The sequence below is a fragment of the Culicoidibacter larvae genome (genome assembly GCF_005771635.1).
Taxonomy (GTDB): Bacteria; Bacillota_I; Bacilli_A; order Culicoidibacterales; family Culicoidibacteraceae; genus Culicoidibacter; species Culicoidibacter larvae.
In genome coordinates, this window is the sequence record NZ_VBWP01000003.1 from 213364 (window position 1) to 238575 (window position 25212).

21 protein-coding genes are annotated in these 25212 nt (G+C 38.0%); 3 read left to right on the top strand and 18 right to left on the bottom strand.

Annotation, left to right across the window (positions count from 1 at the left end; genetic code table 11):
* Nucleotides 1-29 precede the first annotated feature (29 nt).
* From FEZ08_RS05140 to FEZ08_RS05225, 18 genes are all read right to left on the bottom strand, one after another.
* The gene (locus tag FEZ08_RS05140) at nucleotides 30-704 is read right to left on the bottom strand and encodes a hypothetical protein (protein WP_138190641.1); all 675 of its coding nucleotides are present in this window, start codon (nucleotides 702-704) and stop codon (nucleotides 30-32) included.
* The gene (locus FEZ08_RS05145) at nucleotides 697-2100 is read right to left on the bottom strand and encodes a sensor histidine kinase (RefSeq protein ID WP_138190642.1); all 1404 of its coding nucleotides are present in this window, start codon (nucleotides 2098-2100) and stop codon (nucleotides 697-699) included. The genes FEZ08_RS05140 and FEZ08_RS05145 overlap by 8 nt, the downstream gene beginning before the upstream one ends.
* Nucleotides 2084-2770, bottom strand: coding sequence for a response regulator transcription factor (locus tag FEZ08_RS05150; RefSeq protein ID WP_138190643.1), 687 nt, complete (start codon nucleotides 2768-2770; stop codon nucleotides 2084-2086). Before FEZ08_RS05150 ends, FEZ08_RS05145 begins: the two co-directional genes overlap by 17 nt.
* 212 nt (nucleotides 2771-2982) lie before the next feature.
* Nucleotides 2983-3333 (bottom strand): DUF2200 domain-containing protein, encoded by a 351-nt coding sequence (locus FEZ08_RS05155; protein ID WP_138190644.1) that lies wholly within the window; start codon nucleotides 3331-3333, stop codon nucleotides 2983-2985.
* A 127-nt stretch (nucleotides 3334-3460) separates the two neighbouring features.
* Entirely contained in the window at nucleotides 3461-5077 is a 1617-nt protein-coding gene (locus FEZ08_RS05160) for a glycoside hydrolase family 13 protein (protein WP_138190703.1), read from the bottom strand.
* Nucleotides 5078-5108: 31 nt separating this feature from the next.
* Entirely contained in the window at nucleotides 5109-5924 is an 816-nt protein-coding gene (locus FEZ08_RS05165) for a carbohydrate ABC transporter permease (protein ID WP_138190645.1), read from the bottom strand.
* Complete coding sequence (locus tag FEZ08_RS05170) at nucleotides 5924-6820, bottom strand: carbohydrate ABC transporter permease (RefSeq protein WP_138190646.1); 897 nt, start codon at nucleotides 6818-6820, stop codon at nucleotides 5924-5926. The genes FEZ08_RS05165 and FEZ08_RS05170 overlap by 1 nt, the downstream gene beginning before the upstream one ends.
* 97 nt (nucleotides 6821-6917) lie before the next feature.
* A complete protein-coding gene (locus FEZ08_RS05175) occupies nucleotides 6918-8183 on the bottom strand; it encodes an ABC transporter substrate-binding protein (RefSeq protein WP_138190647.1) in 1266 nt (421 codons plus the stop codon).
* Nucleotides 8184-8291: 108 nt separating this feature from the next.
* Nucleotides 8292-10646, bottom strand: coding sequence for a glycogen/starch/alpha-glucan phosphorylase (locus FEZ08_RS05180; protein ID WP_138190648.1), 2355 nt, complete (start codon nucleotides 10644-10646; stop codon nucleotides 8292-8294).
* A 9-nt stretch (nucleotides 10647-10655) separates the two neighbouring features.
* Nucleotides 10656-12350, bottom strand: coding sequence for a glycoside hydrolase family 13 protein (locus FEZ08_RS05185; protein WP_138190649.1), 1695 nt, complete (start codon nucleotides 12348-12350; stop codon nucleotides 10656-10658).
* Nucleotides 12351-12486: 136 nt separating this feature from the next.
* Nucleotides 12487-13446, bottom strand: coding sequence for a LacI family DNA-binding transcriptional regulator (locus FEZ08_RS05190; RefSeq protein ID WP_138190704.1), 960 nt, complete (start codon nucleotides 13444-13446; stop codon nucleotides 12487-12489).
* Between the two features lie 127 nt (nucleotides 13447-13573).
* Nucleotides 13574-13951, bottom strand: a complete 378-nt coding sequence (locus FEZ08_RS05195) for a TIGR02328 family protein (protein WP_138190650.1) — start codon at nucleotides 13949-13951, stop codon at nucleotides 13574-13576.
* Nucleotides 13952-13966: 15 nt separating this feature from the next.
* The gene (locus FEZ08_RS05200; RefSeq protein WP_138190651.1) at nucleotides 13967-14956 is read right to left on the bottom strand and encodes a hypothetical protein; all 990 of its coding nucleotides are present in this window, start codon (nucleotides 14954-14956) and stop codon (nucleotides 13967-13969) included.
* A 43-nt stretch (nucleotides 14957-14999) separates the two neighbouring features.
* Complete coding sequence (locus FEZ08_RS05205) at nucleotides 15000-15671, bottom strand: ABC transporter ATP-binding protein (protein WP_138190652.1); 672 nt, start codon at nucleotides 15669-15671, stop codon at nucleotides 15000-15002.
* Between the two features lie 15 nt (nucleotides 15672-15686).
* A complete protein-coding gene (locus tag FEZ08_RS05210) occupies nucleotides 15687-16784 on the bottom strand; it encodes an ABC transporter permease (protein ID WP_138190653.1) in 1098 nt (365 codons plus the stop codon).
* 143 nt (nucleotides 16785-16927) lie between these two features.
* Nucleotides 16928-18943 (bottom strand): InlB B-repeat-containing protein, encoded by a 2016-nt coding sequence (locus FEZ08_RS05215; RefSeq protein ID WP_138190705.1) that lies wholly within the window; start codon nucleotides 18941-18943, stop codon nucleotides 16928-16930.
* A gap of 128 nt (nucleotides 18944-19071) precedes the next feature.
* Nucleotides 19072-21225, bottom strand: coding sequence for a VWA domain-containing protein (locus FEZ08_RS05220; protein WP_171014945.1), 2154 nt, complete (start codon nucleotides 21223-21225; stop codon nucleotides 19072-19074).
* A gap of 350 nt (nucleotides 21226-21575) precedes the next feature.
* The gene (locus tag FEZ08_RS05225) at nucleotides 21576-22046 is read right to left on the bottom strand and encodes a TspO/MBR family protein (RefSeq protein ID WP_138190655.1); all 471 of its coding nucleotides are present in this window, start codon (nucleotides 22044-22046) and stop codon (nucleotides 21576-21578) included.
* Nucleotides 22047-22251: 205 nt separating this feature from the next.
* On the opposite strand from FEZ08_RS05225, the gene FEZ08_RS05230 reads away from it, so the two are divergent.
* The 3 genes from FEZ08_RS05230 to FEZ08_RS05240 are packed head-to-tail and all read left to right on the top strand — an operon-like array spanning nucleotide 22252 to nucleotide 25195.
* Nucleotides 22252-24018 carry a DegV family protein gene (locus FEZ08_RS05230; RefSeq protein WP_138190656.1) on the top strand — a complete coding sequence of 589 codons (1767 nt, stop codon included), beginning with the start codon at nucleotides 22252-22254 and terminating at the stop codon, nucleotides 24016-24018.
* Nucleotides 24015-24797 (top strand): DUF1295 domain-containing protein, encoded by a 783-nt coding sequence (locus FEZ08_RS05235; protein WP_138190657.1) that lies wholly within the window; start codon nucleotides 24015-24017, stop codon nucleotides 24795-24797. The genes FEZ08_RS05230 and FEZ08_RS05235 overlap by 4 nt, the downstream gene beginning before the upstream one ends.
* A complete protein-coding gene (locus FEZ08_RS05240; RefSeq protein WP_138190658.1) occupies nucleotides 24797-25195 on the top strand; it encodes a DUF2177 family protein in 399 nt (132 codons plus the stop codon). The genes FEZ08_RS05235 and FEZ08_RS05240 overlap by 1 nt, the downstream gene beginning before the upstream one ends.
* The last annotated feature ends 17 nt before the right edge of the window (nucleotides 25196-25212 follow it).

Sequence of the window (25212 nt, forward strand, 5' to 3'; positions counted from 1 at the left end):
GTGTATTGTATTAAAATTGCATGAATTTACTAATTATTTATCTCATCCTCAACTTGTTTTAAAAGTCGAGTTTCATACCAATATAAGCTGATAAGCAATAAAAATGGAAAGATGAGTACTAAAGCCAAACCAAAACGAATATAGTTATTCGATAATAATGTGAAAAATGGCCAAGTCTCTTCATTCACCTCATTTACAACCGTATACTGATTAATGATATTATTTTGAAAAGTGCTATCACCGGTAATGATTACCTGCACTGTTTTATACGAGGCACCGGAATAAAAAGTAAGTTCATAACTACCGGCAGTTGCACGTACTTTACCACTATCAACAGCTAAATCAACCTTTGCCCCACTATAGCTATTCACACCACTCGCCGCTGCAAAACTAATCCACTGAGCATCAGTCATTGTAGCTAATTCGCTCGCCGGCAACCGGACATCATGTGCCGTAATATCAATCACACTCGGTGTGATATTAAGTTCAATAGTTTTAGTAACCACATTGCCACTCGCATCTTTATAAGCAATGGTTAACTCATAAACCCCCGGCTCACTGACCTGCTCTTGCAACTTTTGCAACTCAGAGCTCAGAGCTTCCTGTTCATTGTCATATACCGTTGGACTTTTAGCTGCTCCCAGCAAAACTAAGGCAGTCAACGTCAGGCCAACTAACAACAACTTTTGCAACTTGCTAATCATGATGACCCACCTCAATAACCGGTAGCTCGACACTTAACAAAACGCCATCCTCAAATGGTTTAAAACTGCAAACCCCATTATTATTATGCACCATCGTCATAATTGTATACAAACCTACGCCACTGCCGAACTGATTCTGACCAACTGAATAAAACAAATTAAAAATTCGCTCAAAATCAATTTGTGAAACATCATTCTTGTCATTATATGACTCAATAATCAAGCGTCCGTTTTCAGCATACAAATCCAAACGGAACTCGCCGCCCTGATCAGTATACTGCACCGCATTAGCAATAATATTATGAATAATCTGCTTAAACTCCACCCGGTTCATATTCACAATCAATGAACGCGGAGCATCAAATTCAAAAGCAATCTGCCGCTCCTTAAACAACGGGAAAAACAACCGCAACACCGAACGCAGCAAAGCAATCGCCTCAAACCGCTCCTTCTTCAAATAATCATCAATACTCGAAGCATTAACAACCTTCAAAATCTCATTAACATCCTGAATAATTTTCTCGTTATTTTTAGAAAGCTCAGCAACCAAACGACTGCCTTCGCCATCATTGGACACAACCTCTGCCAGTTGTGTCGCCTGCAATAAAGAAATATTCAAAGGCGTCTTCAAGTCATGGATAAGCGCACTTGATAACTGCGTCTTATTGATATTGAACTCACGCTGCGCTTCCAAGTTTTGCTCCAAACTCGTGTGCTCACGACTGATAGTCGTAAACTTACCGTACAAATCAACAGTAAACACTTCAAGCTCTTTAGATAAAGCATCGTACTCATTACCCGCTTTACCGGCGCTAATCTCTGCCAGCTCATATGCTTTCAGGTTGCGGATATTTTTCCGCAACCGCCGCAACGGACTCAGCAACTTATTAAAGATCAAAGCAATCAGAATAGCCATGATAATACAAAGCAGAACAATAAAGCACCCTAAAGCTGCGATAACCATGATGAAAAATGATTGAGTTTCAATTTCAAACACAGCCATCCACACTTGATAAGTAGTGCCGTTAACATCAATCATATATGAACCTTGGTAACTGATTGATTCAGCATTCACCAGATTTTTCAGTACTGCAAAATCAGTTTCCGGCAAAGTTGCAAACACGGTCCCACTTTCAGTTAAAACAACCACATCAACATTATTTTCATTAGTAAGTTTTGCCAGCTGCGCTTCAATGCTTGCAGAATCATCTGTTTTTATAGCCGTATTCACTGCAGTCTGCATTTCCTGAACATGCTGCTGATTAATTTGATTATATATTCCCGGGATATTATACAAAATAAAGATAAATGCGACCATGACAAAAAAGTACAATAGGCCAAACACAATAACTAATGCCCGCCATTTGTACTGCTTGGTGTTATTCGACCCACTCATAGCCAACACCTCTTATAGAATAAATTGAAACCAGATTTAATTTCTTACGCAAGTTTTTGATAACTGTATCAACTGAACGTAAATCAATTAAACTATAGTCATGATTCACTTTCCAGACCGCTTCCAAAATTTCTTCTCTGGTCAAAACAATATTTCGATTCTTTAAAAACAACAGCAACAAGTCAAACTCGCGCTGATTCACCTGAATCCGCTCGCCACCTTTTGTCACCATCAACGACTTTGTGGAAACAACAATATCTTCCAGCTCACTTTGCAGTGTCTCCGACACTGACTCAGTAGTCTCGCGCAACACGCGCTCAATTCTTGCTAAAATCACTTCGAAATCTGCCGGTTTGCGAATAAAATCATTGACATACAACTTAAAACTGCGAATCTCCGGATCAGTCTCCGCTGACGCTGTCAAAACAATAACTTTCATATTCGGATCAATTCGCCGAATCAAAGATAACAACTGCAATCCATCAACTGATTCCATCATAAAATCAGTAAGCAGCAAATCATACTTGCTCTTTCTAAACAACTCCACAGCATCAGCAGCATTATCTGCAACAGTAACTGTATACCCCTCAATTTCAAGCATATTTTTTAAAATTCGTTGATAATTATTATCATCATCAACAAACAATATTCGCTTTTTTACTTCAAACATAGTTTCCCCCCTATGAAGATTTATCGTAACATAATTGTGTCCCTCACGCAATTTTGTTCAATTGTTATATCCATTATACCATTAACCGCATCAAAGCAGAAAGTTGAATCTTGTAAATTGTGAAATAGAGGTATTAAATGAAAATATGATGAAAAGGAGAAAAACGGAGCTCGCAGCGAGCTCCGTTTTTTTATTTTCTCCCTCAAAAAATACTACTTCCGTAATATTTTATCCATACTTTTTCCTTTTGCCAGTTCATCAACCAGCTTATCCAGATAACGAATCTGCTGCATCAACGGATCTTCTATCTCTTCAACGCGATAACCGCAAATCATTCCGGTAATCTCGCTGACTTTCGGGTTCATTTTTGGTGCCTGGCCAAAAAATGTTTCAAAATCAATCTCATCATCAAGTGCTTGTTGCAACCCGGTTTCGTCATAACCAGTCAGCCAGCTGATAATCTCATCTACTTCAGCTTTGCTTCGTCCTTTTTTCTCAGCTTTCTGTATATAATGCGGGTAAACACTTGCAACTGACATCGCAAAAATCTTAGGTTTTTTCATCTTAGCAACTCCTTTGCCATTATATATTCTATTCTAAAACATACGGCTTTAAAAAGCTACTAATAAACCACCGCCATTAGCGGTGGTTTATTCATCTTTCCTCCAAACCAGCGTTGCAAAACATTTACTAGTTTACTAATTTGATAATGCCCGCCTCAAACGGCTGCAGCATTTTTTGTTCTAGTTGCGTTTCATTGTAATTACTTAAAATAATATCCTCACGTCGAACTGTAGCTAACTCCTCAATATCAAACCTAACATTCTGAGCACTAAAATTCCCATAAACTAAGTATTCTTGTTCTTGGTAAGCACGAATATAAGCAAAAATATTCTTATCATTTTCCAAAATTAAACGGTACGTTCCATACACAACCCAATCATTAGCTTTCCGTAATTGGATCAGCTGCTGATAATAATTAAAAATTGAATTCGGATCAGCCAGTGCTTGTTCAACATTAATGGTTTCATAATTAGGATTGACATTGATCCACGGCGCAGTGGTTGAAAATCCACCATACGCACTGCCGTTCCATTGCATTGGCGTCCGTGCATTATCGCGACCCTTAGTATAAATTGACTCCATAATTGTTTCATGACTGTAACCTTTTTTGATTCGTTCATTGTACATGTTAAGTGTCTCAACATCACGGTATGATGCTAAACTATCAAAACGTACATTAGTCATACCGATTTCTTCCCCTTGATAGATATATGGCGTTCCCCACATACCATGAGTAATCGTTGCTAATAATTTAGCTGCCTCAACACGATGTTGCTGGTCGTTAGCAAAGCGCGAAACCGCACGAGGCGTGTCATGATTATTCCAGAACAAACTGTTCCAGCCAATTCCATATAGTTCTGTTTGCCACTTGCTTAACACTTGTTTCAGCTTTATAAAATCCAGCGGTGCTAAATCCCACTTCTCACCATCAACTTGCTGATCCAATAAGATATGTTCAAATTGAAATATCATACTAAGCTCATTATTTTTAGGATTACTATATTGCTCGCCAATTTCAATAGTTGCCCCCCAAGTTTCACCAACGGTTAAAACATCATAGCGACCAAAACTTTTTTGATTAAGCTCTTTTATATATTCATGTAATTTGGGTCCATTTTCAGTGATTTCTTGCTCAGGTATTTTCCCTATTAAATCAATAACATCAAAACGGAAGCCGCCAATACCTTTTTCCAACCAAAAAATAATCATATCGGCAATATCTTGACGCACACGAGGGTTAGTCCAGTTTAGGTCTGGCTGTTTTTTACTGAATAGATGTAAGTAGTATTCTCCTAAATGTTCGTCATATTGCCATGCACTCCCGCTAAAAATAGAACGTAGATTATTGGGTGTTTTCGCCCAAACATAATAATCATGATATGGATTATCTTTTGACTTACGAGCTTCAACAAACCATTGATGCTCATCACTGGTGTGATTCGCAACAATGTCCATAACAATTTTAATATTTCGTTGCTTTGCCTGAGCAATTAATTCGTCCATATCTGCCATTGTTCCAAATTCATCCATAATCTGATAGTAGTCGGCGATATCATAACCGTTGTCATCATTAGGTGACGCATAGACAGGCGAAAGCCAAATGACATCTGCGCCTAGACTTTCTATGTAGTCTAACTTTTGAATAATTCCTTGCAAGTCACCGATGCCATCATTATTACTATCATAAAAACTGCGTGGATAAATTTGGTACACTACTGAATGATGCCACCATTTCTTTTCAATATTTTGCATCTTTCCACCTCCTTAATTGAAGTTATTTAACAGCTCCATCTGTAACCCCTTTAATAATATGTTTCTGCATAAAAAAGTAGAAAATGATTATCGGAATAACTGACAATGTTAATGCTGCCAGCGCCAGATGCCACTGCTTAGAGAATTCCCCAAAGAAATAGTATAACTGCAATGGTAATGTCTTTTCACCTTCCTTGTTTACAATCAACGATGGTAACAGGAAATCATTCCATATCCAGATAAGATTTAACACTGCAACAGTGACATGCATTGGTTTTAGCAATGGAAAGATAATTTTGGTAAATATCTGAAACTTTGAACAACCATCAATGGTTGCAGCTTCATCCAAGTCTACCGGAATCCCCTTTATAAAACCATGATATAAGAATATTGCCAGACTGCCGCCAAAACCAACATAGGCTATTACCAATCCAACCCGATTGAGCATAAAGGTTGTCTTAAGTACTCCCAAAAGCGGTAACATAACTGCCTGAAAGGGAATAATCATTGCTGCGACAAATAATAGCAAAACTAATTTACTGGCTCTTGTCTTATTTCGAACTAAAGCATATGCCGCCATAGAAGAAACAAAAATGATCAAGCCAATACTTATGATTGAGATAAGCAATGAGTTAACAAATGCAGAAAAGAAATTCATTTTAATAAATGCTGTAACATAGTTGCTAAATTGTGCTATCGCCGGCCAGCCAAGGACGTTTTCAGCGATTTCTCTTGGTGTTTTTAATGAGTTAACCACCAATATATAAAATGGCATTATGAATAATAAGGCAATCAATAAGCCAGTGATACCCAAACTAATTCGTTTCCATAGTTTCATCAGACTTCAACCTCCTTATCTTTCGTTAAGCTCACCTGAATAAGCGTTATGATTGCAACTAAAATAAAGAATATAACTGCTTTAGCCTGCGCTTGCCCAAAGTTATTGAAAGTAAAGGCCGTTTTATATATATTCAGAGCTAACATTTCTGTTCCGGCCTGACCATTGGTTAATGCCAGGTTCTGATCAAACATCTTAAATGAGTTTGCCAATGCTAAAAATAAACTAACTGTAAATGCTGGCATAATCATCGGTACAACAATATAACGGAAACGTTTTACGCTTGAAGCACCATCAACCTTTGCCGCCTCAATAATATCTTCAGGAACATTTTGCAAGGCAGCAATGTAGATAATCATTAAATATCCGGCCATCTGCCAGCTAAATAAAATAACCATTGCCCAGAATCCGGTATGTTGATCTGTTAGCCAACTATTAAAAAACGTTAGTCCGGTCGCGCTGCCGATAGCACTGAAAATATTTATAAAAATAAATTGCCAGATAAACCCTAAGATTAAACCGCCAATAAGGTTTGGCATAAAAAAGATTGTCCGCAAAAAGCTGCTTGTTTTCATCTTTTGGGTAACTAACAATGCCAGACCGAGTCCTAATGCATTAAGCACAATAACTGATACAACGGTAAATTTAACAGTAAAGAAGAATGCACTCCAAAACCCTGGTGTCGCACTCGTACCAAGCAATGCGGCTAGAATATCTTCATCTCCCAACGCTTTTGCATAGTTAGTAATACCGATAAAATTTGGCACACCGATTCCGTTCCAGTCAGTAAATGAGTAATAGATACCGATAATAAGCGGAACAATCACGATAAGTGCGAATGATATCAATGCCGGTGCGAGAAATAACCAAAAACTTATATTCTTTTTCTTTTTCATTTGTACTCCTCTTTTCATAAGTGATAATGTAATACTTATTTAGAATAGAAGTGCGCTGGTAACAGCGCACTTCTATCATCTTCAACATATATAGCATTTATTCGCGAGCTTTTGCCCAAGCATCTTTTGAATGCTGAATAACGTCATCCCATGATTGTTCACCGGCAAAATATTTTTGTAATTCAACGCCAATATTTTCCATACCCCATCCTGATGGATAGCCCATAAATACCCAAGGTTGCGTTTTTCCTGCTTCTGAATAAGCAACAATATCTTGTGCTAAAGGATTATCAGGCACTTTGTCATATCCCTTGATAGCTGGAATAAATTGTAAATCTTCTACTACTATCGTTTTACCTTCATCGCTTGTATAAAGCCAGTTTAAGAAATCTTTTGCTGCTGCTTTTTCAGCATCATTTTTATTTGTGTTTACTGACCAATACATTGGTACCCCAACAAAAATACTATCTTCTTTTCCGGTTCCTTTAATTGGAATTGGCAAGAAGCCAACATTTTTTGCTACTTCCGGATCAATTTTTTCAATATCTCCATAAACCCAGTTTCCTTGTTGAATCATTGCTGCTTTACCTAAAGCAAATCCTGATTCTACTTGTTCTTTATAATCTACTACATTAATATCTTTTCCGGTTTTATTAGCATAATTTCTTTGTAAATCCATATATGCTTGTAAACCTTCGCTATAAGTAAATTCTACTGTTTTAGAATTATAAGCATCAGTTGCTGAACCGAATTCAGGTGAGAGCGCTGTATTAGTTCCGTGTAATCCAGTTGACCAGGTTTCTTTTCCCGGAACAATAAATACACCATCAATACCTAATTCTTCTTTTTTACTGTCTAAAGTTTTTACTGCTGCTTCTAAACTCGCATAATCAGTAATTGTTGTTGCATCAATTCCCGCTTTTTCGAAAATTGTTTTATTATAGATTAATCCGTAACCTTCTTGATTGAAAGGCATACCATAAACTTTGCTTTCGCTTGTAACTGCTCCAAGTAATCCATCATATACTTCCGGAATCCAAGGCTGATCAGACAAATCTTCTAAATATGCTTGCCAGTCTTCAACATCTTGAGGGCCGCCGATATTAAAAATTGTTGGTTCTGCACCAGATTGGAACTTAGAACGCAATGCTGCGCCATAGTCTTGTCCGCCGCCCACAGTTTCAATAGTAATCTTTACATTTGGATTATTAGCCATGTAAGCTGTGGCTGCTTTTTCCAAACCTTCTTTATTTTCAACCTTAAATTGAAAAATCGTTACTTCCACTTCATCTGAGTTACCGCAAGCGGCAAGTCCTGCTACTGCAAGCACAAATGTTGCTAAAATTGCCATGACCTTTTTCATAAAATAAAACCTCCGTTTTTTGTAATCGTTTTCTTGATTGCATTTGTATTATAAGCTAAGCCCGTTATATTATTCAAGCAAAAATCCACTGTTACCGATAACAATCAATTATCCCAGCCGCCAAATATCCTTTGCGTACTGATGGATAGTTCTATCGCTACTGAAATAACCGCTATAAGCAATATTAACCAGCATCATCTTAGCCCATACATGACGGTTCGAATATGCTTCAGCAATTTCTTCCTGTGCCTTAATATAAGCTGCCAAATCACTAAAAACAAAGTATTCATCATTGCCATCAATTAAATCGCTGACAATTTTTGCAAATGTATCCGGTGCTAACACAAAGCTGCTCCCCAGATCTTGCGGATTCTTCAAAAAGTCCATAATCTTTTGATACTGTTTATTTTCAGCAACTATTGCCAAATTATCTTGATGCTTATTGCTAAGTTCGCTAACCTCATCAGCTTGTAACCCAAATATGAAACTATTATCATCGCCAACCCGCTCATGAATTTCAACATTTGCACCATCTAAAGTTCCTAATGTAATTGCACCATTCATCATAAACTTCATATTACCGGTACCACTTGCCTCTTTTCCTGCTGTTGAAATTTGCTCACTAACATCAGCTGCCGGAAAGAGCAGCTCTGCCTTCGACACATTATAGTTAGGAATAAAAACAACTCTAAGATATTTATTTACATCCGGATCATTATTAACAATATCCGCAACCACATTGATAAGTTGAATAACTTCTTTAGCAAACACATACGAAGCTGCTGCCTTAGCACCAAAAATAAATGTTCGTGGAACAATAGTAAAATCTGCTTCTGTCTTTAAACGTTGGTACAAATAAATAATATGAAACACATTCATTAACTGCCGCTTATATGCATGAAGACGCTTAATCTGAATATCGAAAATCGAACTACTATCAATAGCGACACCCAATTGATCCTCAATATAATCCGCAAGCCGCTCCTTATTTCCCTGTTTAATCTCCAATAGACGATCCAAGAACGACTCATCATCAATAAATGCCAGCAAACGCAAAAGCTCATTTTCCATATCTGTCGTCCAAGCATCACCAATCTTCTCGGTAATCAACTTGGCAAGCTCAGGATTGCTATACAACAACCAACGCCGCTGGGTAACACCATTAGTCTTATTATTAAACCGATCCGGATAAATCGCAAACAATTGCTTCAAAGCATCATTCTTAAGCAAATCTGTATGCAGAGCAGCAACACCATTGATGCTGAAACTCCCAACAACGGCCAAATACGCCATGCGTACTTTGCCGTTGGCAATAATTTTCACGGCAGCTAACTGAGATTCAGTATATCCTTTGGAAACTAAACTCGCCATAAACCATTTTTCAATAGCAACGATGATATCATAAACCCGCGGAAATAACTCCTGAATATAGATTTCATCCCATTCCTCCAAAGCCTCAGCAAGCAAAGTATGATTCGTATAGGCAACCGTCTGCTGCACCAGTTTCCATGCTGCTTCAAACCCCATACCATGCTCATCAACAAAAATACGAACCAATTCCGGAATAACTAAGGTCGGATGTGTATCATTAATCTGAATCGTATGGTAGTCAGCAAACGTTTCTAACTCCCTACCCTTCGACACATGATTGCGAACCAATGCCTGCGCACCAGCGCTACTAAAAAAGTACTGTTGCCGCAAACGCAGCCGCTGCCCCTCAGGCGTCGAATCATCCGGATACAAAAATTGGGTAATCATTCTGGTTTCATGTTCATAATCAGAATACTCAGCACTGGAAACCAACGCCTCGGTCACCGGCTGCGCACTCCACATTCTTAATGTGTTGATGGTTTTGCCATTGTACCCAATGATCGGCAGATCATATGGCACGGCTAAAACCGCCTGCAAGCTAGCACCTGAACCATAATTAACAACCACAGCTTCATCCTCGCGGCAAACTTCCCATTCATGGGTCCCGCGCCGTAGCCACTGCTGTGCCAACTCAATTTGCTGTCCTTCAACAATCTTTTGATCAAAGAACCCATATTGGTAACGAATTGTATTACCCTGCACCGGATAGCCAAGTGAAGCTGCTGAATCAAGGAAACATGCCGCTAAACGACCAAGGCCGCCATTACCAAGTCCCATATCATCTTCAGCATTTTCTAAGGTATTAATATCAATACCAATCTCGGTCATTGCTTCCTGCACCATATGGTAATAACCCATGTTTTGCAAATTATTAGTCAACAACCGACCCATCAAAAATTCCATTGAAAAATAATATACCCGCTTCTGGTTGCGATGTTCCAATTCACTGGCAATCCAATTATCAGTAATCAGTTCTTTAGTTAATTCTGCTAGCACATAATATCTCTCATTAGCTGTCGTTTCCTCAAGCGGTTTCCCGGTTTGACTCTTCAACCTGCTGATAAATTGTTGGCTAAATTCTTGCTTATTCATAATTCCCTCCTATAATTGATAGACACGCGCCTCATAAGGACGCAATACAGTTAACTCATCATCATTTTTGTCTGGATAATTTGCCAGTAGCAATTCACCTTTCGGAACCTCAAGCTGAATTGCGCGTTCAGCTCCGGAAAAGTTACAAACAACTAGCACTTTTTCACCGTTATATTCACGAATATAAGCATAAATATTAGCATCATCTTCAAGAACAAACCGGAAAGTTCCATAAATAAATACATCTTTACTTTGACGCAAACGCAAAAGCTTTTTATAGTAATTTAAAACCGAATACGGGTCATCTTGTTGCAACGCAACATTAATCTTCAAATAATTTTGCGACACTTTCATCCACGGCTCATGTTGTGAGAATCCGGCATACTTCTCCGCACTCCACTGCATTGGCGTACGTGCGTTATCACGACAACGATTATGAATCATAGCCATGACTTCGTCATGACTATGACCACCCTTAACAACCGCCTCATTATAAAGCGTAAAAACTTCAACATCACGGTAGTCTGACAAATCCTCATACTCAGCATTAGTCATCCCTAATTCTTCACCCTGCAATATATAAGGCGTTCCCCATTGCAAATACATTAAGGTTGCCAGCATTTTCGCGCTTTCCTCACGGTAAACACCATTGCTGCCAAAACGTGATACCACCCTTGGCATATCATGGTTATTCCAATATAAAGTATTCCAACCGTGGCCATATAAACCATCTTGCCAACGGCGCATTGCTGATTTAAATTCCAACAAATCTAATTTTTTATGCGTCCACTTTGGCGGAACATGAGTTACTGAATAATCATAATCTAAACTCAAATGTTCAAAAGTAATCAACATATCAAATTCTTCACGTTCCGGGGCTGTATATTTCTTTGCCTCATCAATCCCGGCAGTAGAACCTTCACCCACAGTCATAATTTGTAATGGCCCTAAAACTTCCTTATGAAATTCATGCACATAATCATGAACAATTGGTAGATTTGCGTAATATTTATCAGCCAAAACATAGGCACGACTGCCATCATTTTCACCTTGTGGCAAAGTTAAGTCTTTACCAATATGAATAATCGCATCAACGCGGAAACCATCAATACCCTTATCGGCCCAAAAACGAGCAATATCATAAATCGCTTCGCGGACCGCTTTATTCTCCCAGTTTAAATCGGGCATCTTTTTACTGAACAAATGCATATAATATTGATCAGTTTGCTCATCTTTTTCCCAAACCGAACCACCAAAAAAACCTTCCCAGTTCGTTGGCTCCACTGTGCCTGTTCCGTTCTCATTCTTGCGACCGTCAGCCCAAATATAAAAGTCACGATGCGGGTTGTCTTTAGAACTTCTCGATTCAATGAACCAAGGATGCTCATCACTGGTATGGTTCATCACCAAATCAAACATCACCCGAATATCCCGTTTGTGAGCTTCATTAATGAGCAATTCAACATCTTCCATTGTCCCAAACTCTGGACTTATAGCATAAAAATCACTAATATCATAACCATTATCATCATTTGGTGACATAAAAATTGGATTCATCCAAATCATATTCACTCCTAAATCGGCAATATAATCCAGCTTTTCAATAATCCCTTGAATATCTCCGATACCATCATTATTGCTATCATAAAAACTTCTTGGATACACTTGATAGACAATTGCCTTTTGCCACCATTTTTCTGTCATTACGTTCAACACCTCTCACTTATTCTACCCACATACTACCATGTTGATTTTGGGGAAAGCAATACTGTTCAAGTTGTTACCGATAACAAAAAGAGCGATTGCTCAAGCAATCGCTCTTTTCAACATTTTTTGTCATTTATTTCTTTCTTCTGGTTGATTCACGGACAATCAATTCCGGCTCAAAAAACTCATTAATAGTCTCAGCCGGAGTATTGTTCTCAATCTTTTGAATAATAATTTCTGCCAATCGGGTACCCATCTTCACTAACGGCTGGCGAATAGTCGTAAGTTTTGGATGAGCAATCTGATCAAGAAACACACCATCAAAGCCGGTTACCGCAATAACATCCGGGACCCGTAACTGCGAATCATGAGCGGCACGCAACACACCCAAGGCAATACGATCACTGGCACATACAATTGCCGCCGGCAACTTCTGATCTTCAAACAACTCATTAGCAACTTTGCATGCCGAAGTTGAGCGGTTCTCCATAACAAACTTTTTAGGCGTCAATTGATATTTTTGCATCATCTCATCATATCCACGCTCACGTTCATGGGCAAACTGCTCATTACGATCAATGCCAAAATATAAAATATTCCTGAAACCGAGCTCATATACATGTTCAACAGCATGTTTAATTCCAGTGATATTATCAACATCAATAAAGTCATAGCCAAAATCATTTTCACCAAAAACCACCAATGGCGATTCCAATGTTTCAAGCTCCAAATAATCTTCATTCTTCAATCCGGTAAAAATAAAACCATCAGCACGACCGACACTCCAATCACCCTCATGCACCACCTGTAACGAAAAATAATGCTCGCTCAATCCACGGCTAATACCGGTAAGTAAGTGCATAAAATAAGGATCAGTCGTATCCATATCTTCCGAAACCACATACTTAATAACCTGCGTTCGGTTATTAGCTAGAGCCTTCGCCGCATAATTAGGCCGATAATTTAACTCTTCCATCGCCTGAGTAACTAAATCATGTAGTTCCTTAGTCACTTTTTCAGGATGATTAATAACTCGGGATACCGTCATCTTAGAAACATTCGCCTGACGGGCAACATCAGCCAAAGTAGTCAATTCCTCCACCTCCTGCATTTTCCTAACACACTTTATTATAACAAAAAAAATCCCAAAAAGCTTTGCTTACTTGGGATATTAAAATGTTTTTCATAATTTGACAAATTTTACAGCACAGTGTGAGACCTCAATCACCTGAATAGTCGATAATAATACCTTTCTGTCGCAAATTATCAACACATTCATCAAGATAAAACTGATCATGTTCAGCATAAATCGGATGCTTTAAATCAACCGTGTCCAAAAACTCATAAGGATTTGCCGACTTTCCGCGATAAAGCGGCAAATCCCAAAGCGGATCGTGCTTAAAGCCCCGCTTCGTCATCTCGTCCATAACCACCACATGATATTGATACAACATATAAGCCGGGTGCTCAAACACATAATTCACCGTCGCGTGCGGCTTGCCCCAGCCATTGCCGCGCAAAGCACAGCACTCACGGTGCTGCCCCAATAACTGTTGCCTTGGTAAATAAGGAATTAAATCTTCATGCCATAAGCGCATTGTCCTCACTACTTCCTACTTAAGAATTAATGCTACAATCAAAATCAAAATAATAACCATTGGTATTATCGCAGCCCACATAAACATCGTCCGCATTGACTTGGTTGAATAGACTTGCATTGTATCAAAATCTACTGCATCGCTTTCACGAATCAACTCTTCTTTGTTTCTTATTATACTAGCATGTCCGGGACTATCTGACAAGAAATGCTGTGCATATGGGAAACAAGCTAATTGCGAAGGCTTATCAGCAAATAAACCCGGATACCATGAGTTCAACTCTAATTGCAAACTATCCAAAGGAAGTTTCAATGCTTTCTCAACTTCTAAAGGGTCGAATTTCAGTGCAAAAACACTATCATCATTTCCGGACAATTCACGACCATAGCCAACAGAAAAATTACCTTCCAGCCACAAGCGCTGATCCAATGCCTCAGTTGTGCCTTGGGTAATATCACTGGTAAAAACCAACGCGCGTGAATCGTCTTGTTTTACCATATCAACAATTACATTACCAGCAAAATCAGTAGTAATCACTGCATGTTTGCAATCAGGCATCACCAAACCACCGGCCTTGTCATAACTAATCGTATTACTATCATAGTCAACAATAATCCAACTTAGTAAACCAGTTTCCTTATGCTCAGCAATAATGTAAAACTCCATTCGCTGTCCCCAAAAAGCACTGGTATGAACATTAAAACAGCCAAAAATACAATAGTACTTAGGTTCATCAACATCAAATAACTTCGACTTTACTAACCGAAAATTATCCGGAATCAATCGCTCTGCCCAAGCTAAATCAACAATCTCATACCCTAAAAAATAACTATACGGCTCAACAACAAACCCCATATGAGGCATCTTCTTTGCCGATGACTCAACAATATGATTTTGCATCTTCTTTGGCATCATGCCGCTAAACGGCGCGAAGAAATGAATAGTCCCCACTTCTATTGGATCAACTAACTCCTCAATTCCTTTAGTAAACCTAAACTTATCCATAAACAATTTCACCCTCCAGTCGATTGGCACCACTACCTGCCAACTATTTTCTCTCTGTCAACGTTCCATCTCTCATTTCAAAAACTCGATCACAATGCTCAATCATGCGAATATCGTGAGTTACCATAATACATGCCTTATTCTTTGCCTTGCTCTCATCAGCCAAAATCTTAACAACCTCGAAAGCTCGATCAGTGTCTAAACTTGCCGTAGGCTCATCTGCTAAAATAACTGCCGGATCATTATAAAGTGCCCGTGCAATAGCAACTCGCTGTTTCTCACCACCGGACAAAGCCTCAGGGTATTTGTTCCTAAGGTCCCAAATACCTAAATCCGTCAGCAACTGCTTTTGCCGCTCCTTATCTGATTTTCGCTTCTCAACTTTATCAACCAACTCAAGCTGATTAATAACCGATAAAAACGGCACCAAATTAGAAGACTGGAGAATAAAACCAATCTCCTTAAACCGTACTTTCGCACGCTTCTTCTCACTCTTAGCACTAAAATCATTACCATTAATCATAACATTGCCCTTGGTCGGCTTCTGCAAGCCACCAATAATCGTCAGCAAGGTACTTTTTCCCGAACCACTTGGTCCGATAATCGCGACAAACTCACCTTGCTCAACCTTGAACGCCGTTGGTTTCAAAATCTCTTTCTCAACCGAACCATCTTTAAAAACTTTACTAATATCATTCACTGTAATTGCTTCCATCTCAAACACTCCCTCCTAACTTATTGCTTTCAGCGGATCAACTTTTACAACTGTTCTGACTGAGAACAATGCCCCGAGAACTGAAGAAAATACTAAAATCAAGAACAATCCGCCAAAATACAACGCCTCAATTCGGAACGGCACTGCCGCCGGTAAAAAGAGCGCTGTCAACAAGGTTAACCCGGCTCCTAAACCAAATCCTAAAACTGCCAATAATAAAGTTTGGATAATAACCGCTTTGCTAATATAACCATTGGAAATTCCTTGTGCCTTCATAACGCCGAAAATTGCTGCCTTCTGCAAAGTAAATACATAAATAAAAATGCCAATAACAACTGCTGCAATAACAACTAAAAAGCCAATCATCAATCCAAACGTCAGCACCTGGGCCTGATACCCGGGCAGCTTATTGATATACGTGTTTATCGGATAAACCTTCAAATCACTCTTACTAACTGTTACATTAGCAGCATCATGATCCGTAGCCCGAACAATTATTGCATTGATAATATCATTCTTCACCCCAATACCACCACTCTTAGCAAAACGCACATCCCTAAAAGTATCCAATGTGGTATACAAGACTGGTGAGATACTAAATTTGGCATTATCAGTGAAACCAACTACTTTTACCGGCTTATCAACTCCGGCAAGATATAACAAATCGCCAAGCTCAACGCCATCCTCAAGATGCATACTATTATCAACAACAGCTTCATAATCATCGGCAAACATAACCCCATCAATCACATTTGGTGCAATAAAACTATCCGGCTCAATCCCAAAAATACTCACATTAATCTTATCCAGACTATCATTGCGTCCATTCACCTGCGCCACACTTGGACTTTGTCCAAGCACTGCTGTTTCCGCTGCAGACACATCATTAATACTATCCGCCGGCATCATCGACATACTCATATTAACGTTTGCCTCATCGGTCAGCACAATAGCATCAGCCTGCCACTTATCCGCTGCCGTTCGATTATCCTCTGCCAACCCGTATGCCAACCCAATCAAAAAGAACACCAAGTAGGCAATCAGCGCCATAACACCGATAATTAAAAAATATCGTAATTTACTATGCTTAATCTCATTCCATGCTAAAAACATTCCAATTCCTCCAGTATGTCCCTAATTGTATCGCTTCTGCGAACAAATTCACAGTAAAATGCTCTTTTGGGGAAAACAAAATAAACGGCATGGCCAGAGGCCATGCCATTTATAAAATTCTCTCATACAGCTTTACTGTTCGACTAAGAGCGTTTTTTGATTATTATTACTGCCACACTAGATAAAAGCAATGCTGCACCAAATAATAATTCAGCATTATCATCCCCGGTTTGCGGAAGTTCTATTTTTACCCACTGTGCATAGAGCACCAAATTTTCCGCCGGCATAGTACTAGTTGCAAAAGTCCACACTTGTCCCGTTCCATTTGCTTTTGTATTCCATCCCTTAAACGTATATCCCGCTCTCACCGGATTATCTACCGGTGATGCAAATGCGCCTTCCACTAGTTGTTGTGTTTGAGGAGCCTGGCCGTCTCCGCCATTTAAGTTAAAACTCAACAAATAACTCGCTACTTCGTATGATTGACTCCGGTTAGAAGTAATCACAACATCATCTTGCAAATCATAACTAGCATAATTGACAATACAAAATGGTTGCGCAGTATTGATAACCGAGCTCGGAATAGTAACGGTTTGCACTCCGCCATAATACATAAAGTCTTCTTGATGACTATAATCATCAAAAAGAAAACTGAGCTTGATACCTGATGATGACACATTTGGTAGTGTAGCCAGCTCAGGTACTTCAACATCCAATGTTGTTACACCATTAGCAGTATGCAGATTTGATGTCAGAATAGTTGGAAGCACATGAGTCAACGGTTGTCCTGCTACACTAACATTATTAGCTTCACCAAACAAAAGCGTATCATTAAATTGTAATGCAGCAATATTAGAGCCCGCCTGATTATTAAAAAGAATTCCTGCTGCAACCGCATCTGTATCAATGATACTTTGATTGACAATCATTGAATCAATTACTGCCGTTTGTCTAAAGTTAAACGGAGCATCCATGCCATCAACTTGAAAAACTTTTGGTGAAATAGTTAAACTATCAATATGCCCACTTACCCATAACATACTTCTAGAAGTAATGACATCACTACCATTGATACCTACAGGATCAATAGTAACCTCTTTAATATGACTTGCCGCATAAGAATCAACTATTAAGTAGCTTGCCGTGATATCACCCAAAACATCAAACTTATCAATTGATGTTGCCTCTCTTGTATACAAAATACCATAATTGTTGGTTAATTGATTAATACTTGCTTGTGCGGTAATAGTCAACGATGCAACCGGCCCATTCAAATAGAAGGCACCACTACGGACCGTTGCACGATTATTAAGCGTTATGTTCCCGGCAGTTGCAGGCTTACCCACCGCTCCGGTTGTAACAATTACCCGAGTATCAATGACACCATTTAAAACGATATCGCCAATCTTTCCATTCGCTGCCGCAGCATACACGGCAATCCCGGCCGGATTAATAGCCTCACTGGTACTGGAAAACTCAACATAGCCAATCTCACCTGCACCAACAGCGACCAAACCATAATTTGCACTTGAAATCAGTTTTCCGTTAACAATAATAGAATCAACTTTTGCACCATTATCAACACCAATTGCTTGCTGATTAGACTCAACAACACCATCAATTAAAAAGGAAATATCACTTTGATTAAGGTTAACAATTATTGCTGACGCATAACCACTCTGAGATCTTACATACGATGTTTTATCAACATATAATTGAACATGACTGCTGACATCAATTGCATAATTATTAGTTGTATCAATCCGTGTGTTTACCAGATTGATATAAGCATTAGCTAAATATAAAGTTTTACTAAAATTACCATTAATAATGTTAATCTGTTCGCTGGAATTATTAATGCGTAAACTAGCTGTCTGCGCTCCGGTTAATAATAAATCTCCTCCGCCACTAATAATTTGCACTTCAAACCCATTATTCAAGTTCTCATTAATAGTCTGGTAAGAGCCATTAGTATTATAGGTAAACGCTCCATCTATACCTGTAGTTAACAGGGCAGGTGGTGTTGATGGCGTTGATGCAACTATATCAGTTACATCACCCGAATCGCTTGGTATAGCATAAACCAATTGCTGGCCTCCAGTCAAAGACAAAGTCAGCAAAAATATAACCGATAAACCAACCTTTATAAAGAATTTCATTTGACTACCTCCTATTCCTCATTACCACAATTATACTCCATCCACTTTTTTATTTATCAATTAACGCACATGTTTTGGGGAAAACAAAATAAACGGTATGGCCTGAGGCCATACCGTTTATAAAATTCTTATAAAAGATTATCGAATCGCGAACGATGACTAATAGCTAACATCGAAGCTGCCGCAGTCATTAAAATAATACTCACGAGCATAAACTGAATTTCGCCACCGGTCACAGCAAGTGTCCCGGTTTCTTCGTTTACAATCTTAAAATCCCAATTTTCAGGTGCGGTCACAATTAAGTCACCGACATCATTATAATCAAGAGTTATATTAATGTCAGCAATTGGTTTATACTGAGCCGACTGCGTCCGCTCATGCAAGACATAGTTTCCTTTAATTAATCCATTAAAAGTAATCTGCCCTTGAGCATTGGTTTGTTGAATACTGTTGTATTCAACGTCTTTTCCGGTTAATTCAAACTCAATCCCGCTAATTGCTTGATTATTTTGATTCACCTTAGTAATTGTCATATCCAATGTCTTTAAAGTGTTGGTAATAACTATATTATTATCCGTATTATTTACCGTAGCCAGATAGTCATTATTGCCAACTTCAACAATGCTATAATCAAAGATTTCACCCTTATTGTTATAAAGTGGCAAAGCTTCAGGAGTAGCTGATGATTGTGGAGTGACAGTATTTATCTGCTGTTGCCAGTTATCTGCTTGAGCTAAGGTCATTTCCGTTGTTCTTGTCCAAGCATTCGGATCAGTAGTGTTATTTCTAGTAACGTAATAGCTTATTGTATTTGGTCGTAAATTGTACTGATCTTCAAAGTCTGACCAAGCTTTAGTGATATTTAAAGTTGTTGCTTCGCCTCTAATTGCCGGGATTGGAAAATCAAATTCATCGGTGCTTGTACTGGTAGGTACTAAAATAGTTCGTTGATTAGCCAAGTACCAAACATCTGGTTTAAAATTATTCTCAGTATTTAAATGGATCTTATATGTGAGGGTGACTTTTTCATTATAACCAATATGCAGTCCTTCCAAATAAATAACATTATCTTGCTCACGTACTGTTACACCATTTGTTAAGCTATTATTTGCTACCCAAACACCATTTTCTTTAACAAAACCGGAAAGTGTATAATTACTGAACACACCATTTTCTTTTTCCAAAATAACATGCTCACCCATTGGGTCAATGACTTTACCATCTTGGATGGTATTAATGGTATTAGCTGCAATCGTTAATGTTTCACTTAATCCTTCAAGATTTTCATCAACAGTAAAATAATGAGCTAAATTGGATGCGATATTCTTACTGATATATTCGCCACGACTTGATGGTGACGCAGCGACATTATAAAATTCAACACCTATCTGTTTTAAATGCACAACCATCCCTAAAGTTAAATTAGATATCTCTTCACTGGTAGTAAGAATAGCATTCGTAGGATCACCATCCACTACCGATTGACTATTGGTGTAATATTGACTGCTACCAGTCTGAAAATCAGTATAATATCCGGCTGCAGAATAACCGTTATATGGCGTAATCTCACCTGTATTAGGATATAGCGTAGCACCACTTACTGGCAAATATGCTCGATTGGCACTACCATCACCAATATGAATTGCCAAATTTCTATGTGCCGGGTCACCATATGTTTGATACATTTGCAAAGCTTCATTTAACCCTTTTTGAATAAAGGTTCCTGTGTGCGTTTCAGCATTAGCTAGAAAATTCAATAGATCCGCTTTACTACTTGTGTAGGGTAGACTCATGACCTGGCGATTATAGGTAACAATCCCAACCCGAATTGTACCTGCCTCTAACGAAGTACTAATCTCATCTATAAAAGTATTCATCCCAGCAATTGTATTCTCTAATTTCTGACCAACCATAGTTGATGAGAAATCAATAATGAATACCAAATCAATCGGCGTTCCTTGACTATTCCCTTTCACCTCTAAATTAACATCAAAAAGGCCCGGAACAGTATCACTTTGGGTCGCATACTTCTTAACATAACTTATATCATTATAATTAACGAATCCCTCTTCATCCAAAAGTGGATTGCTCGGATTATCATAATTATAATTCAAAACATTTTCTCCATATTTATTAGCATCATTATCAACTAAATAGGTTCCATCTGTGCCATCAGCATATTCAAAAGCACCAATTGAAAGTGCTGAAGCAGTCATTGAAAAACTTACACTAATAGTTACCACTGAAAGCAAAATGATAAATACTTTATTCCAAAATTTCATACCTACATGCCCTCCTCTTATCATAGCTCCATGCTATCACACTTTTTTCATTTCTTCAAAGAGGAAGCAATAATAATTAAAAAATAATCAATAATTGCAAAAAAACTATACTATCCATATTAGATTAATACAACTATCTTTAAAAACGCAAAATTAAAAGACCGCAAATAGCGGTCCTCTTTTCTAGAAAAGATTTTGGCTGTAGAATCAAAACAATCTATGGTCTTCCTCTCCAAAATAATTGTTATTCCTACCACCCATATATTACTATTGTTATAATTTTTTGTAAATCAATATGTATTTAAAATTTTTGTGAATCCATAACCTTTACCAAGATTCACCATACAGAGTCAGTTTAAAAATAAAATGGCATAGTTTAATACACTCGCGAATGTTACCCACAAAAAATATGGTCCCATCAGCCACATAGCTACCGGTTTATATTTACTATAAAATGCTTGTTGAATAAACAAAAGAATCCATAAAAGTGTAATATCAATAACCGAAAGCAAATTGTTTTGAAGTGTAAAAAACAGTCCTGACCATATAAAATTGAGAATAAATTGTGCAATAAACATGCTTAACATTATCTTTCTTTGCTGCATATCTGCATGTGTCAAAATAAAATAAAATGTTATTCCCATAAGAATATATAATATGATCCATACCGGCCCGAATAACCACGCCGGCGGTGCAAATACCGGCAAAATTAATGACTTATAATATTCTCCGGCATTAATTGAAAAAATACCCGATAATAAACCTAATAAAGTAACAATAATTATACTTGCCCAAAGGCGCCAATCTTTTACTACTTTCATTTTTCTCACCACCTAAATCACTTATACCACTTATTTTCAAGATTGTCCGTGAGAATGCTTAGTGAAATTCACACAAATAGTTTTCGTATGGCCCTACAAAGTAGAGCCATACGAAATTAATGTAAATCAATTGTGTCTAAGCATCTATTTTGTATAATTGTATTAGAATACACAAAAGATAAGCAATAACAAAGGGTGAAGATACGTGAAAATAAATTACAGCCAATTCTATCAGGGGATTATTATTGGTTCCAAAAAAATAATTGAAAACAAAAACCAACTTAATCAAATAAACGTTTTCCCGGTAGCTGATGCGGATACTGGATCAAATCTTTCAGAAACAGCAAAAAATATTACCCAATACATGAGCAATGAAGAAAGTATTGCCCAAGTATTTAAAAGCGCCGCTCGTGGCGCTTTTATCGGCGCTCGCGGCAACAGCGGCATCATCTTCGCACAGTTCATGGATTTTTGTGCAAAAGAAATGCCGGATACACCATCAATTGAGCTGAGCGACTTTTCTACCAAAATGAAACAAGCAGTCGATAACCTATATAATTATGTAATAGACCCGGTGGAAGGTACAATTCTAACAATATTGCGAAGCTGGGCGCATACTCTAGAAAGCTATAAGCAGCACGACGATTTTGATGAATACATTGACTCAGTAATTATCAATACATATGCGACATTACAAAATACACCAGAGTTATTACCGGTCCTTAAAAAACGTGGTGTAGTTGACAGTGGTGCCCAAGGCATGTTCTATTTCATAGAGGGCCTCATGCAAAGTTTCTCTAAAACCAATCAGTCCATACTAACTCATGAACCAAAGATTACTGAAAACGTAATAATTGAAACCAGCGATTTAGCTGATAGTGATGTATATCGTTACTGTTGCGAATTTATGCTGGAAAAGCATGATGCAATTACTAAAGAAGAACTGGCAAATTTTGGTGACTCTGCCCTCATCTTAGAACAAAATGATTTAGTAAAAGTGCATATCCATAGTAATAACCCGGACCTAGTCGCAAAGTATCTACTAACTCGCGGAACAATCACAACACAAAAAGTCGAGGACATGCAACTCCAAAAAAATGTCGGAAGCAACAAAAAAGGTAGTATCGCTATTATTACCGATTCTATAGCGGACTTACCCGGAGAATATGTAACGGAACAACAAATCTTTGTTATTCCGTTATCATTAGAAATCAATGGGCAATCATACTTGGATAGATTAACAATACAGAGTGAAGACTTTTCATTTATGAATGCTCATACTAATCAACAACCAAAAAGCTCCTTACCCTCGTTATACGCGATAGAAAGAACCTTAGATTTTGTATTTGCCCATTATGATGAGGCAATAATTATTACTGTTTCCGGAAAATTGAGTGGTACCTACAAAACTTTAAATCAATATGTTAAAAAATATTCTGATAAGAAAATACAGGTTATTGACAGTAAGTTAAATTCCGGAGCACAAGGCTTACTTGTTAAAAAAGCGGTAGCCCTGCGCGAACAAGGAAAAGACTTAGAAACTATAACAAACGACCTTACAGCTCAAAGAGAAAACTACAAAATTTTAGTTGCTCTGGATACAACCAAAGGTTTAGCCCGCTCAGGAAGAGTCTCAAATACAACGGCTAGTATACTAAAAGCACTTAATTTTAAACCTATAATGTCTTTAAACAAAGATGGCGAAGGTATTGCTTTTGGTGCATCCTTTTCGCAAGCTGGCCTCAAGAAGAAAATATTAAAAAGCATTGCAAAGGAAAATAATATTTCCGGCATTAACAACTATGTTATTCTGCATGCTAATTGTCCAGATAAAGCAGATCAATTTGCTGCAGAAATCGAACAGCTTATTGGAAAAAAAGCTGATTACATTTCCAATATATCACCTGTAGTTGAAGCAACTGCTGGTGCTGGTGCGATTGCAGTTGCATATGAAACGGAGGCAAAAAAATGAATACTATAATTTTAATTTCGTGGCTTACTATAGCAATATACTTTTCCATTTTTCTAGTTGTCGGCAATATACTAAAGAACAACTCAATTGTTGATATCGGATGGGGTGCTGGCTTTGTTGTGGTCGCAATCACTACATTATTGGTTTCTAATAACTTTGATATTATCAGTATCATCTTAACTATTCTCGTTTCGGTCTGGGGTATTCGACTTTCCTACCATCTATTCAAAAGAAATGCAGGCAAAGGCGAAGATTATCGATATATTGCCATGCGTAAACGTTGGGGTAAGCATCAAATAATTGGTTCATTCATCAATGTTTATCTCATGCAGGCAATTATGATGGCACTTGTTTCTTATGGGTATGTCTATGGAATCTTGCAGCCGGATAAAGTTTTCTCAATATGGACAGTCATTGGTCTAATTGTCTGGGGCATCGGTATTTTGTTTGAAGTTGTCGGCGATCGACAATTAAGAAATTTCATCGCAAACAATAATGGCAAAGAAGTTCTTGATACCGGCTTGTGGAAATATACTAGACATCCAAACTATTTTGGCGAAGCAACCAGCTGGTGGGGCATCTTTATCATTGTTCTAGGTTCAACTGGAAACATATTAGCGATAATAAGCCCGATTGTAATAACCGTGCTTGTGCGTTTTATTTCCGGGGTACCGCTACTTGAGAAAAAAATGATGCAACAGGATGCATACAAAAAATATGCTGAAAAAACATCGGTATTCTTTCCACTTCCACCTAAAAATAAAGGAGGTAATAAATAATGAACTATATAAAAGAATACGTTATTGCTCTAATTATATTCTTAATCATCGATGGTATATGGTTGGTATTTATCTCAAAAGACTTATACAAACAAGCACTTGGCCCGCTTATGGCTGGACAAGTCAATTTCGTGGCGGCAATCATTTTTTATCTCATTTTTATTGCTGGTATGGTTTTCTTTGTTATTCACCCAGCAGTATTATCTGGCAATGTAATTGAAGCACTACTTAAAGGTGCATTCCTAGGACTTATATGCTATGCAACTTATGATTTAACTAATCTGGCGGCACTTAAAGACTGGCCCTTACATATCACAATAATTGATTTACTATGGGGAACGTTTATAACCAGCATAACTAGCTTTATTACCACTTATCTCGTATTATTACTAAAATAATAAAAAGGAAGCTGAAT